17 protein-coding genes are annotated in these 12,731 nt (G+C 58.9%); 13 read left to right on the top strand and 4 right to left on the bottom strand.

Annotated features, from left to right (window positions below; translation table 11 throughout):
* The first annotated feature begins 159 nt into the window (after window positions 1-159).
* From coxB to ispH, 10 genes are all read left to right on the top strand, one after another.
* Window positions 160-1,044: a cytochrome c oxidase subunit II gene (coxB, locus tag Q2T52_RS04245; protein WP_302076032.1), complete on the top strand. Its 885-nt coding sequence runs from the start codon at window positions 160-162 to the stop codon at window positions 1,042-1,044.
* A gap of 14 nt (window positions 1,045-1,058) precedes the next feature.
* The gene (gene ctaD / locus Q2T52_RS04250) at window positions 1,059-2,759 is read left to right on the top strand and encodes a cytochrome c oxidase subunit I (protein ID WP_302075415.1); all 1,701 of its coding nucleotides are present in this window, start codon (window positions 1,059-1,061) and stop codon (window positions 2,757-2,759) included.
* A gap of 70 nt (window positions 2,760-2,829) precedes the next feature.
* The gene (locus Q2T52_RS04255) at window positions 2,830-3,780 is read left to right on the top strand and encodes a heme o synthase (RefSeq protein ID WP_302075416.1); all 951 of its coding nucleotides are present in this window, start codon (window positions 2,830-2,832) and stop codon (window positions 3,778-3,780) included.
* Between the two features lie 5 nt (window positions 3,781-3,785).
* Window positions 3,786-3,917 carry a cytochrome c oxidase system small membrane protein gene (locus Q2T52_RS04260; protein ID WP_495677193.1) on the top strand — a complete coding sequence of 44 codons (132 nt, stop codon included), beginning with the start codon at window positions 3,786-3,788 and terminating at the stop codon, window positions 3,915-3,917.
* Window positions 3,918-3,942: 25 nt separating this feature from the next.
* Window positions 3,943-4,548 carry a cytochrome c oxidase assembly protein gene (locus Q2T52_RS04265; protein WP_302075417.1) on the top strand — a complete coding sequence of 202 codons (606 nt, stop codon included), beginning with the start codon at window positions 3,943-3,945 and terminating at the stop codon, window positions 4,546-4,548.
* A gap of 58 nt (window positions 4,549-4,606) precedes the next feature.
* Window positions 4,607-5,485, top strand: a complete 879-nt coding sequence (locus tag Q2T52_RS04270; protein WP_302075418.1) for a cytochrome c oxidase subunit 3 — start codon at window positions 4,607-4,609, stop codon at window positions 5,483-5,485.
* 66 nt (window positions 5,486-5,551) lie between these two features.
* The gene (locus Q2T52_RS04275; protein ID WP_302075419.1) at window positions 5,552-5,935 is read left to right on the top strand and encodes a DUF983 domain-containing protein; all 384 of its coding nucleotides are present in this window, start codon (window positions 5,552-5,554) and stop codon (window positions 5,933-5,935) included.
* Window positions 5,928-6,686, top strand: a complete 759-nt coding sequence (locus Q2T52_RS04280; protein ID WP_302075420.1) for an SURF1 family protein — start codon at window positions 5,928-5,930, stop codon at window positions 6,684-6,686. Before Q2T52_RS04275 ends, Q2T52_RS04280 begins: the two co-directional genes overlap by 8 nt.
* A gap of 42 nt (window positions 6,687-6,728) precedes the next feature.
* Window positions 6,729-7,094, top strand: coding sequence for a DUF1304 domain-containing protein (locus Q2T52_RS04285; RefSeq protein ID WP_302075421.1), 366 nt, complete (start codon window positions 6,729-6,731; stop codon window positions 7,092-7,094).
* A gap of 4 nt (window positions 7,095-7,098) precedes the next feature.
* A complete protein-coding gene (gene ispH, locus Q2T52_RS04290; protein WP_302075422.1) occupies window positions 7,099-8,103 on the top strand; it encodes a 4-hydroxy-3-methylbut-2-enyl diphosphate reductase in 1,005 nt (334 codons plus the stop codon).
* Between the two features lie 16 nt (window positions 8,104-8,119).
* On the opposite strand, the gene Q2T52_RS04295 is transcribed toward ispH, so the two are convergent.
* Window positions 8,120-8,782, bottom strand: a complete 663-nt coding sequence (locus Q2T52_RS04295) for a hypothetical protein (protein WP_302075423.1) — start codon at window positions 8,780-8,782, stop codon at window positions 8,120-8,122.
* Window positions 8,779-9,324: a RusA family crossover junction endodeoxyribonuclease gene (locus tag Q2T52_RS04300; protein WP_302075424.1), complete on the bottom strand. Its 546-nt coding sequence runs from the start codon at window positions 9,322-9,324 to the stop codon at window positions 8,779-8,781. Before Q2T52_RS04300 ends, Q2T52_RS04295 begins: the two co-directional genes overlap by 4 nt.
* Before the next feature lie 54 nt (window positions 9,325-9,378).
* Between Q2T52_RS04300 and Q2T52_RS04305 the strand changes: the two genes are divergently transcribed.
* Genes Q2T52_RS04305 through Q2T52_RS04315 form a run of 3 tightly spaced genes read left to right on the top strand, consistent with a single transcriptional unit; the run spans window position 9,379 to window position 11,140 of the window.
* A complete protein-coding gene (locus tag Q2T52_RS04305; RefSeq protein WP_302075425.1) occupies window positions 9,379-10,350 on the top strand; it encodes a homoserine kinase in 972 nt (323 codons plus the stop codon).
* A complete protein-coding gene (gene rnhA, locus Q2T52_RS04310) occupies window positions 10,347-10,787 on the top strand; it encodes a ribonuclease HI (protein WP_302075426.1) in 441 nt (146 codons plus the stop codon). Before Q2T52_RS04305 ends, rnhA begins: the two co-directional genes overlap by 4 nt.
* A gap of 44 nt (window positions 10,788-10,831) precedes the next feature.
* On the top strand, window positions 10,832-11,140 hold the full coding sequence (locus Q2T52_RS04315) for a Dabb family protein (RefSeq protein ID WP_302075427.1): 309 nt from the start codon (window positions 10,832-10,834) through the stop codon (window positions 11,138-11,140).
* A gap of 336 nt (window positions 11,141-11,476) precedes the next feature.
* Here the strand turns inward: Q2T52_RS04315 and Q2T52_RS04320 are convergent, their stop codons facing one another.
* Entirely contained in the window at window positions 11,477-11,617 is a 141-nt protein-coding gene (locus Q2T52_RS04320) for a hypothetical protein (RefSeq protein WP_302075428.1), read from the bottom strand.
* 220 nt (window positions 11,618-11,837) lie between these two features.
* Window positions 11,838-12,728, bottom strand: coding sequence for a metal ABC transporter substrate-binding protein (locus Q2T52_RS04325; protein WP_302075429.1), 891 nt, complete (start codon window positions 12,726-12,728; stop codon window positions 11,838-11,840).
* Window positions 12,729-12,731: the final 3 nt, after the last annotated feature.

Raw genomic sequence — 12,731 nt, forward strand, 5'->3', positions numbered from 1 at the left:
CTTCCGGGCATGCGTTTGACAACGCGCAAAAATGCCGCACGGACACGGCGACGCGGATATTGCGGCGGTTGTTAAACTATGATTGAACCAATGGGCTATAGCTTGGGAATGCGCGTTTGGATTTGATCTAGATCAGACGTTTGGGGAGAGACTATCGTGATGAACAGAGCCTATGCAGCAGTGTCTGCTTTGATCTGTCTGTTCTTCGCCTTCGGGGCGGCGGCAGACCAACCGGTTCCGTGGCAGCTGGACCTGCAGCAGCCGGCAACCGCGATCATGCATGAAATCAAGTGGTTCTCGCATTACACGCTCTGGTTCATCGTGCCGATCACCTTGTTCGTGCTCGTGCTTCTGATCATCGTGGTTGTGAAGTTCCGCGCCAATGCCAATCCGGTTCCGTCGCGCACCAGCCACAACACGCTGATCGAGGTGGTCTGGACGCTGGCGCCGGTTCTGATTCTTCTGTTCCTGGCCATTCCCTCCTTCAACCTGCTCAACGCGCAGCTGACGAAGCCGCAAAATCCTGACCTGACGGTCAAGGCAACTGCGACGCAGTGGCTATGGAGCTATGAGTACCAGGGTGGCGAAACCGCGGTCTCCTTCGATTCCTACATGCTGAAGGATGGCGATCGCGCCGCCAGCGGTAAGACGGACAAGGGCCTCTATCCGCGCCTGCTGGCTGTGGACAATGAACTGGTCGTGCCCGTCAATAAGACGGTGCGCGTGCTGATCACGGCCGCGCCGACCGATGTGATTCATTCCTTCTCGATGCCGGCCTTCGGCATCAAGCTCGACGCCATCCCCGGTCGCCTGAACGAAACCTGGTTCAAGGCGGAGAAGGAAGGCATTTATTACGGTCAGTGCTCGCAGCTGTGCGGCAAGGATCATGCCTTCATGCCGATCGCCATCCGCGTTGTCCCGGAGGACAAGTTCAACGCGTGGAAGACGGCGGCTCAGAAGGATCTGCGCGGCGCAAACAAGGCGCTCATGGCAGCGGTGGATCAGCCCTCCGCAGTCAAGGTTGCCTCTGCTGACGCCAAGTAAGGGAGTGAGGGAAAATGGCTGGAAATTCCGCACATGACGGTCATCATGCCCATGCAGCCCATCAGGCGCACGCGCATGACGATCACCACCACGATCACAAGCCGGGCTTTGCCGCCCGTTGGCTGTTTTCGACCAACCACAAGGATATCGGCACACTCTACCTGATCTTCGCGATCTTTGCCGGTATCGTCGGCGGCCTGCTCTCGGTCGCCATCCGCATGGAATTGCAGGAGCCTGGCATCCAGATCTTCCATGGTCTGGCCTCCATGGTCTACGGCTACCAGGGCGATGCGGCCATTGATGGCGGCAAGCAGCTCTACAACGTTTTCACGACGGCCCATGGCCTGATCATGATCTTCTTCATGGTCATGCCCGCGCTGATCGGCGGCTTCGCCAACTGGATGATCCCGATCATGATCGGCGCACCGGATATGGCGTTTCCGCGTCTCAACAACATCTCCTTCTGGCTAATCGTGCCGGCCTTCCTGCTTTTGATCCTGTCGATGTTCGTCGACGGTCCGGCCGGCGGCTATGGCGCCGGTACGGCCTGGACGCTCTATCCGCCGCTCTCGACGCTGGTCGGCCATCCGGGTCCGGCCGTCGATCTCGCGATCTTTGCGCTGCACGTCTCAGGCGCTTCGTCCATCCTCGGCGCGATCAACTTCATCACCACCATCCTCAACATGCGCGCACCGGGCATGACGCTGCACAAGATGCCGCTGTTTGCCTGGGCAGTGCTGGTCACGGCCTTCCTGCTGCTCTTGTCCCTGCCGGTTCTGGCGGGCGGCATCACCATGCTGCTGACGGACCGTAACTTCGGCACGACCTTCTTCGCACCGGAAGGCGGTGGTGATCCGGTACTCTACCAGCACCTGTTCTGGTTCTTCGGCCATCCGGAAGTCTACATCCTGATCCTGCCGGGCTTCGGCATCATCAGCCACATCATCTCGACCTTCTCCAAGAAGCCGGTCTTCGGTTATCTCGGCATGGCCTATGCCATGGTCGCCATCGGTGCCGTCGGCTTCGTCGTCTGGGCGCACCACATGTACACGGTCGGCCTGTCGCTCGATGCGCAGCGCTACTTTGTATTCGCCACCATGGTCATCGCTGTTCCGACGGGCGTGAAGATCTTCTCCTGGATTGCGACGATGTGGGGTGGCTCGCTTACCTTCCGCACGCCGATGGTCTGGGCGATCGGCTTCATCTTCCTGTTCACGGTCGGTGGTGTGACGGGCGTGCAGCTCGCCAATGCCGGTCTCGACCGCTCGCTGCATGACACCTATTACGTCATCGCCCACTTCCACTATGTGCTGTCGCTCGGCGCTGTCTTCGCCATCTTCGCTGCCTGGTACTACTGGTTCCCGAAGATGACCGGCTACATGTACTCGGAATTCCTGGGCAAGCTGCACTTCTGGGTCATGTTCGTCGGCGTCAACATGGTCTTCTTCCCGCAGCACTTCCTTGGTCTGGCAGGCATGCCGCGCCGTTATATCGACTATCCGGATGCATTTGCCGGTTGGAACTATGTCTCCTCCATCGGCTCCTACATCTCCTTCGTCGGCGTTATCATCTTCCTCGTCAGCATCTGGGAAGCCTTCGCCAAGAAGCGCATTGCCGGTGACAATCCGTGGGGCGAGGGTGCAACGACGCTGGAATGGCAGCTGTCCTCGCCGCCGCCCTACCACCAGTGGGAAGAACTGCCCCGCATCAAGTAAGTTACCCATGATTGACGCGGTCTGATCAAGGCCGCGTCGATCCTCAAAATGTACTCAGTCAGGACTTCGCATGACCGCAATCGATCACAACATGGGAGTAGGGGAAGATCAGGGCGCCCGGCTGTCGGAAGCAGGCGCGCGTGATTTCTTCGAACTCCTCAAGCCGCGCGTCATGTCGCTTGTGGTCTTCACGGCCTTCGTCGGTCTTGTGCTTGCGCCGGGGCATATCAACCCGGTGTTGGGTGCCATCGCCATCCTCTGTATTGCGGTCGGCGCGGGTGCGTCCGGTGCCCTCAACATGTGGTATGATGCGGATATCGATGCGGTGATGAGCCGGACGGCCCGCCGTCCGATCCCGGCTGGTCGCGTTACACCGGGAGAGGCGCTGGCCTTCGGCCTGACGCTCTCGACCTTTTCCGTTGCAATTCTTGGCCTTGCGATCAACTGGTTTGCAGCAGGCCTGCTGGCCTTCACTATCTTCTTCTACGCGGTCGTCTATACGATGTGGCTGAAGCGCTCGACGCCGCAGAACATCGTCATCGGCGGTGCGTCCGGCGCTTTCCCGCCGATGATCGGCTGGGCCTGCGTGACGGGCGGCCTATCGCTGGACAGCATACTTCTCTTTTCCATCATCTTCCTCTGGACGCCTGCCCATTTCTGGGCGCTGGCGCTGTTCAAGATGCGCGATTACGGCTCCGTCGGTGTGCCGATGATGCCGAATGTGGCCGGCGAGCGTTCCACCAAACACCAGATCGTCGTTTATGCGGTTCTGACGGCCGTCTGCGGCGTGCTGCCTACGATGACCGGCCTGGCCGGAACGGCCTACGGCATCTTTGCCGCAGTGCTCGGCGCGCTCTTCGTGGGCTGTTCCATCGCCGTCTGGCGAATGGCCGACGGCGATGAGAAAATGGTCCAGGCGAAGCAGATGTTCGCCTACTCGGTTTTCTATCTCTTTGCGATCTTCTCGGCCTTTCTGGTCGACCATTTCGGTCGCGCTCTGTTTGCCTTCGTGGGAGCGTGAGCGTGATCGAGACGATGAAGCCAAACGAGGCACAGAAGAAATCCAGACGAGGGCGCAACATCGCCCTTGGCCTCGTACTGGCCGGCCTGGTGCTGATCTTCTACGTGGTCACCATCATCAAGTTTACCAGCCATTGATCGGCGCTTGAGGAGGAGCCAAGCGATGGGAGCGGAAAAGACGGGAACGAAGCGGGTCAGCAATGGCGGCATCATGGCCGGTTGCGTCGTGTTCGTGGCGTGCATGGTGGGTGCGGCTTACGCCTCCGTGCCGCTTTACCGTCTGTTCTGCCAGGTGACGGGCTATAACGGCACCACTCAGCGTACCGAGCAATATTCCGAAACCATTCTGGACCAGAAGATCAAGGTCACCTTCGATGCCAACACATCGTCAGGCCTGAACTGGAACTTCAAGCCGGATGATCCTTTCGTTCAGCCGCGCATCGGTGAGACGGTGCAGGTGAAATTTACCGCGACGAACAAGTCGAATGTGCCGACAACGGGGTCTGCCGTCTTCAACGTCACGCCCATGGAAGCGGCGGTCTATTTCAACAAGGTGCAGTGCTTCTGCTTTACTGAAACGACGCTACAGCCGGGCCAGACGCTGGATATGCCGGTCGTTTTCTTCGTCGATCCTGACATCACCAAGGCGGAAGAAACCAAGAATATCAGGACGATTACCTTGTCCTATACCTTCTATCCCAGCCAGCCCAAGGCCAAGCCCGTTGCGGGCCTGTCCAGCGCTGCGCAGGACGTGAAAAGCAAGTTGTGAGAGAGGGCTTATCCGTGGCCTGCGGATGAGCTGAGGAGACAAACCGGGGACTGCTGACATGGCCGAGACGCATCAGAAGAAGCACGACTACCACATTATCGATCCAAGCCCGTGGCCGCTGCTCGCCTCCATCGGTGCCTTTTTTCTCACCTTCGGCGGCGTGGGCTACATGCGTTACCTGCATGGTGGCGAGTTCAAGATTGCTGGCGTCAACATCGCTACACCCTGGCTGTTTTTCATCGGCCTTGCCATTACCATCTACGTCATGATCGGCTGGTGGTCGGATACGATCAAGGAAGGTCGCGAGGGCAACCACACCCGCGTCGTGTCGCTGCATCTGCGCTACGGCATGATCATGTTCATCGCTTCGGAAGTGATGTTCTTCGTCGCATGGTTCTGGGCCTTCTTCGATGCGAGCCTCTTTTCCAACGAGGCGATCCAGGCCTCGCGCGTGCAGTTTACCGGCGGACAGTGGCCGCCGAAGGGTATCGAAGTTCTCGATCCCTGGCATCTGCCGATCTACAACACCATCATCCTGCTTCTGTCCGGTACCTGTGTTACCTGGGCGCACCACGCGCTGCTGCACAACGACCGAAAGGGCCTCATCAACGGTTTGGCGCTGACGGTGGCGCTCGGCGTGCTGTTCTCCTTCGTCCAGGCTTACGAATACGCCCATGCGCCGTTCGCCTTCAAAAGCTCCATCTACGGCGCAACCTTCTTCATGGCGACCGGCTTCCATGGCTTCCACGTTCTGGTCGGCACGATCTTCCTGATCGTCTGCCTGCTGCGCGCCATCAATGGCGGCTTCACGCCGCAGAAGCATTTCGGCTTTGAAGCGGCCGCCTGGTACTGGCACTTCGTGGACGTGGTCTGGCTGTTCTTGTTCTTTGCCGTCTACATCTGGGGCGGCTGGGGTGCGCCGCTCGCCCACGGCTAAATCGGCCGACGCAAATTGGAGGGCGGCCAAAGGCCGCCCTTTTCCGTTCAAGCTGGAAGAAACGCCATGACAGAAGATGAGGCCCGCTTTCCCCCGCAGGATGCAATCAGCACGGGGCTGAGGGGACGCTGCCCCCGCTGCGGAGAAGGGCATCTCTTTGATGGGCTTTTGAAGGTCAAGCCATCCTGCAGTGCCTGTGGGCTCGATTTTTCCTTTGCGGATGCCGGCGATGGGCCGGCGGTCTTCGTGATGCTGATCCTCGGCTTCGTCATTGTCGGCTTCGCGCTCTGGCTTGAATTCACCTTTCATCCGCCCGTCTGGTTGCATTTTCTCGTCACCGCTCCTTTCGCGATTATCGTCAGCCTTGCCTCTCTGCGCTGGCTGAAGGGCGTTCTGATTTCCCTTCAATACCGGCACAGCGCCCAGGAGGGGCGGATCGATCGTGGCTGAGGCGCTGAAAGCCTCCCGGGAAAAGGCCATTGCGACCGCGGTTGTGGTGCTGGCAGCGCTTGCCATCCTGATCTCGCTCGGCACCTGGCAGGTAGAGCGCCTGCATTGGAAGGAAGGTCTGCTTGCCCAGATCGAAGAGCGCCGCAAGGCAGCCCCCGCGCCACTGGTGGACGTGGAACGGGCCGTGGCGGCGGGCGAGGATGTGGAATATCGCCGGGTCAGCGTGACCGGCACCTTCGATCATGTCCGCGAACGGCATTTCTTTGCCACCTTCGAAGGCCGCTCAGGCTTCTACATCTATACCCCGCTCAGGCTGGAAAGCGGCCAGGTACTTTTCGTCAATCGCGGCTTCGTGCCCTATGACATGAAGGAGGCGGCAACCCGGCAGGCGGGGCAGGTGGCTGGCGAGGTGACGCTGACCGGCTATGCGCGAGACCGATTGGCGGAAAAGCCATCCTGGCTGGTGCCCGACAATGACGTGGCGAAGAACATCTTCTACTGGAAGGACATGGATGCCATGATCTCTTCTGCGAAGCTGGATCCCGCCAGTGTCCTGCCGTTTTTCGTGGATGCCGATGAAACGGTGACGAACCCCGGTGGCTTGCCACGCGGCGGTGTTACCCAGTTCGATCTGCCGAACAACCATCTCCAATATGCGCTCACCTGGTACGGGCTGGCGCTGGCGCTTGTTGCTGTCGTCATCGGCATGCGGTTTCGCAAGAGAACCCCTCAAGAGGCGGGGAAGACTTGACCCGTTCCGTTCGTTAAGAGAGGGCTTTGGAGGAGATCAGCCATGGCAATTCTTGCGAATATTCTCGTCGCGCTCGTGGCGCTCGAGCACGTCTACATCCTCGTGCTGGAAATGTTTCTCTGGACGACGCCGCGCGGCCGCAAGGCCTTCGGGCTGACGCAGGAGCGCGCCGAGATGACCAAGGTGATGGCGGCCAATCAGGGGCTCTATAACGGTTTTCTGGCCGCCGGCCTCATCTGGGCGCTTTTACATCCGGCACCGGCCTTCGCTTTCCAGCTCAAATTGTTTTTTGTTGGCTGCGTCGTGGTCGCTGGCCTATATGGAGGCCTGACTGCGTCCCGGAAGATTTGGGTCATCCAGGCTCTTCCGGCCGCGATCGCCCTGATTGCTGTTTTCCTGGCTGGCTGACCTGATGAACCTTGCTGTAACCCGACCGCCCCTCACCATACGGCTCTGTGGCCCGCGCGGCTTCTGTGCAGGCGTCGATCGCGCCATCCAGATCGTGGTGCTGGCGTTGAAGGCCTATGGCGCACCGGTCTATGTCCGCCACGAGATCGTCCACAACAGATATGTGGTGGAAGGGCTGGAGGCCAAGGGTGCTGTCTTCGTCGAGGAGTTGAACGAGATCCCTGAGGAGCATCGGTCGCAGCCAGTGGTGTTTTCCGCCCATGGCGTGCCGAAATCAGTGCCGGAAGATGCGCAGGCGCGCAATCTCTTCTACCTGGATGCCACCTGTCCGCTGGTCTCCAAGGTGCACAAGCAGGCCATGCGCCACCAGCGGCTAGGCCGCCATGTCATCCTGATCGGCCATGCCGGCCATCCGGAAGTCATCGGCACCATGGGCCAATTGCCGGAAGGCACAGTCTCGCTGATCGATACCATTGCCGATGCGGAGGCCTATCAGCCCGCCGATCCCGACAACCTCGGTTACGTGACGCAAACCACGCTTTCGGTGGATGATACGGCGGGCGTGATTGCCAAGCTGCAGGAGCGTTTCCCCAATCTGACGCCGCCGTCTGCCGACAGCATCTGCTATGCCACCACCAATCGGCAGGAAGCGGTGAAGCAGGCGGCCCCCGGCTGCGATCTCTTCATCGTGGTCGGCGCGCCGAATTCTTCGAACTCCAAGCGGCTGGTGGAAGTGGCGCTCAGGGCAGGCGCCACACGTTCGCTTCTGGTGCAGCGCGCTTCCGAGATCAACTGGGATGAGATCGGCGCCATCGGCACGCTTGGTATTTCCGCTGGCGCCTCGGCGCCGGAAGTCATCGTTGACGAGATCATCGAAGCCTTCCGTGAGCGTTTCGACGCCAGGGTTGAACTGGCGATCACTGCGGAAGAGAACGAGCACTTCCTGGTCAACCGCGAACTGCGCGATATCGAACTCACCCGCGAAGACATGGCCTGGGTGAATGGGTGAAGGTAATTATTGGCGGTCACATCGCTTCGCTTACGGGTGGTGTCCGTAACACTTGAGAGTTCATCAGCTTGCCGATTATCTGCAGGAAGCGCGCTAGTTCCTCCGCATTTATAGCCTGCTGTAAATCCCCGTGGATAAATGCGTTTCGCTTGACCGCCATGGCACGAAGGGAGCTTGCTTCCGATGCTGTAACGACGCCTTCATTCGCTAGTCGCTCAATGATTCTTCCTGGTGATTGTGCTCTTGCGAACTCGGCAGGTCTTCTGGATCTGCTAATCGCTTCCAACGTTGCCCACGCGATGAGAAGTGCAGCTTCGGGTTCGTCCTCCAATAGTCTTCTTGCGCGATTTATATTGAGTAAAATACTGGCGTCATCCGCTGTCGGAATTTCAGATGCGGCCAATTCAGTACCAACAACAAGATGAAGCTTCCAACCAGTCAGATCTTTGAGCGCTTTTTGCAGATCGGCAACGCGCTTTGAATATTGCGGACCTTCACCGGCAATTTGGATGACGAGTTTGGGGTCTTTACCAATTGCGATTCCGTCGGGACGAAAAGCCTTGAGTGCTTCGGGAAGCAGAGTGGCTGTTGGTTCAGCGATCACATCATAGCCCTGCTCAGCAAGTTTGGCTGCGGTGGCTGAGAAAATTTCAGCTTCGGTTGTTCTGGAAATTGTCACGCCTGCAGTTCCTCGAATGGATCGTTTGAAACGCGCACATACACTGCTGGTTTTGGCCCTAACAAACATTCGGCCAGCGTCTCTGATGGGTCCGTGAACGAAAATATCCGCCCTTTCTCGAACTTTTGTACCACAACGCGTTCGATTTGCGCATCATCTCGGTATAAATGCGGCATCATGCCATCAAGTATGAGTTTGACGATATTATCGATATCGCCAGTCATCCGGTCTTGAGGATAGTAGTACAACGTTACCGCCAGAGGCTTGTCGGTTGCGAAATGCATTTCTGGCAGCTTCGCCAGGCTTGCTGATCGAACAAGCTCCTTCCATTCTTGTTTCGCGCCAGTGCTGCTGCGCTGAAATGATACCGGCGTGCCTTGTATAATAAATTCAAAGGGAAATTCAGGCTCCACATGATTATCCCTGTTTGTTTGATGCTCGGTATAGGAGCATTTTTCTCCTATTTTGCAATCTTTTAGTTTCGTCGGCCAGCCTGCTACGCACCGAATTCCTGTGCCCATCGCATCCGCGGGGCTAGCCACCCGCCCGTCCTCCTGTGTATGCCTTGAGCGTATTCCAGAGCGGGACTGAAAGCATTGGCCGTCTATACCGATATCACCGAAGGCGAATTGAGAGATTTCCTGACCCAGTATGATGTGGGCGAGCTGACCTCTTACAAAGGCATTGCCGAAGGCGTGGAAAATTCCAATTTCCTCCTGCACACGACGAAGGATCCGCTGATCCTGACGCTCTATGAAAAGCGGGTGGATGCGGGCGATCTGCCGTTCTTTCTGGGTCTGATGCAGCATCTGGCGGAGCGGGGCCTTTCCTGCCCGCTGCCTTTGCCGCGCCATGATGGAAAGCTGACGGGCGAGCTTTCGGGGCGTCCCGCAGCGCTCATTTCCTTTCTGGAAGGCATGTGGCTGAGAAAGCCGGAAGCGGCCCATTGCGGGCAGGTGGGCCAGGCGCTTGCGCAGTTGCATCTCGCTGCGCAGGATTTCGCCATCCGCCGCCCGAATGCGCTGTCACTCGATGGCTGGGTGGAGCTCTGGGCCAAGGCCGCACCGCGCGCCGATGAAGTGCTGGAAGGGCTGGAGGCTGAGATTGCCGAGGAGCTGGACTATCTCTCCGGCCATTGGCCCAAGGCTCTGCCGACCGGCGTTATCCATGCCGATCTCTTCCAGGACAATGTCTTCTTCCTCGGCGACACGCTGTCCGGCCTCATCGATTTCTACTTCGCCTGCAACGACATGCTGGCCTATGACGTGGCGATCTGCCTGAATGCCTGGTGCTTTCAGCCGGATGGCTCCTATAATTTCGCCAAGGGTGCGGCGATGCTTGCGGGCTACCAGTCTGTCAGGCCTCTGTCTGAGGCGGAAACGGCGGCCCTGCCAATCCTCGCGCGCGGCTCGGCGCTGCGTTTCTTCCTGACCCGCCTCTATGACTGGCTGACCACGCCGGAAGGCGCGCTTGTGGTGAAGAAGGACCCGCTGGAGTATCTGCGTAAGCTGCGCTTCCACCGTGCGATCGTTTCGCCCAGCGAATACGGTCTTGAGGTGCCGGCATGAAGCATGTCGAGATCTTTACCGACGGCGCCTGTTCCGGCAATCCGGGTCCGGGCGGCTGGGGCGCCATCCTGCGCTATGGCGAAACCGAAAAGGAATTGTTCGGAGGCGAGGCTGATACCACCAACAACCGCATGGAGTTGCTGGCAGCCATCACGGCGCTGAATGCGCTGAAGACGCCATGCGAGGTGGATCTGCACACCGACAGCAAATATGTGATGGACGGCATTTCCAAGTGGATTTTCGGCTGGAAGAAAAACGGCTGGAAGACCGCCGACAAGAAGCCGGTGAAGAATGGCGAACTGTGGCAGCAACTCGACGCCGCCAACCAGCGCCACAAGGTCAAATGGCACTGGGTCAAGGGCCATGCTGGCCATCCGGAAAACGAGCGGGCCGATGAACTGGCCCGGTTAGGCATGGAGCCGTTCAAGAAGCGCTGATAGAACTCAAGCCAATCATAACAATCAAACCGAGGAAACCGCCCATGATCCTGCATTGCGTGCTGATGCGCCTGAAAGCTTCCGTGCAACCGGATGATAAACAGGCCCTGTTCGATGCGGTCGTGAACCTGCAAAACCTGATCGGCGGTATCCTAAGCATCAAGACCGGCCCGAATGTTTCGCCGGAAGGCTTGAGCGGCGGCTTCCATGATGGCTTCGTCGTGACCTTCGAGACGGCGGAGGCGCGTGACGCCTATCTCGTCCACCCGGACCATGTGAAGGTGGGCGAGAAGATCGTTGCCGCCTGCGACGGCGGGCTCTCTGGCCTTCTGGTTTTTGATCTGGAAGTGTGAGGTAGGTAGCGGTCTCTTAATCAAGGGTGAGGGGCATGAAGCAGCCGCATCCTTGGTCCTCATCTGGCCAAGGCGGTGCAGCGACCTCCCCACCTCCCCTTGATGGGGAGGTCGCTGCGAAGCTGCGGGTGGGGTGATTAACCCATCGATTCCTATCACTCGCTACCGCCGATAATGAACTTCATCGACTTTACCTCGGTAAATTCAGTGAATTTCCTTGGGAAGTCTGCATTGTCACCCCGCCCGGCGCTGTTCGCGCCGACCTCCCCATCAAGGGGAGGTGGGGAATTTGCGGGTCCGCTTGGCGAAATCAGCCATTCTCTGACTGGCCAGTGCTCACCGTCCGCTGGTTTCCTTTTCCTTCTTCGCCTGGTCCCGATGCCATTTGATGGCGTAGTACATGCCAATGCCGAGCACGATGATCTTGAGCGGGAAGAAGACGATCGGGAACCAGTCCCAGAAATCCGAATTGGCCATGGCTTTCACTTGACGTTTGTCTATCGTGAGGGAGCCCTACGCCTAAACCGTTGCGGGCGACATCGGCCATGTTGACGCAGATGGGGAGCGGAAACCGGCGAATGCCGGTGCCGCCGCCTTTCGACGATCTGGCGCGGATTGGATTTTGATAGGATTATACAAAAAGAAGCAGGACCCGGCCGGGATGGGGTGGGGTAACCGGGTCCTGCAGGAACCCAGCTTAGCTGGATTTTTCCATGGCCGTCGCCAGCTGGTCCACGTTGTAGCGGAACATCTTCTCATAGGTCGGCGCCGGGCCCTTGGCCTTGGAGAGCGATTCCACGTAAAGCTCGCCGCCCGGCTGCGCGCCGGTTGCCTTCGCCACCTGCTTGACCAGACGCGGATCGTTGGAGTTTTCGAAGAAGTAGGTCTTCACCTTCTCCGTCTTGATCTGCTCGATCAGCTTGGACACGTCGCCGGCAGAGGCTTCCGTCTCCGTGGAAATGCCGAGCGGCGACAGGAAGGTGATCTTGTATTCGCGGCCGAGATAGCCAAAGGCGTCGTGGCTGGTCAGCACCTTGCGGCGGTCTTCGGCTATTCTGTCGAACTTCTGGTGCGCATAGGCATTCAGCTCGTCCAGCTTCTTGCTATAGGCTTCGGCATTGGCCTTGAAGGTGGCGGCGTCAGCCGGATCGGCTGCGGAAAGTGCCTTCTCCACATTGGCAACCCAGACCTTCACATTGACCGGGCTGTTCCACACATGCGGATCGGTCACGGTCTTGCCGTCCTCTTCCATGGTGCGGGTGCTGATGCCTTCGGAGGCGACGACCGGTTTGCCCTTGTAGCCGGAAGCGGAAATCAGGCGATCCATCCAGCCTTCCAGGCCAAGACCGCTGACGAAGGTGATGTCGGCTGCCTTCAGCGCCTTGGCATTGGCGGGCGTCGGTTCGAATTCATGGGGGTCGCCATCAGGTCCGACGAGGCTGGTGACGGTGACCTTGTCACCGCCGACGTGATGGACGATGTCGGCAAGCACGGTGAAGGAGGCGACGGCCTTCAGGTCTGCGGCGGAAGCAGACGCGGCAAGCCCTGCAAAGGCGGCGCCGGTCAGCAGCAAGGTGCGAAGCAACATGGA

Origin of the sequence: Rhizobium oryzicola (genome assembly GCF_030504645.1) — a bacterium.
GTDB classification, from domain to species: Bacteria; Pseudomonadota; Alphaproteobacteria; order Rhizobiales; family Rhizobiaceae; genus Neorhizobium; species Neorhizobium oryzicola.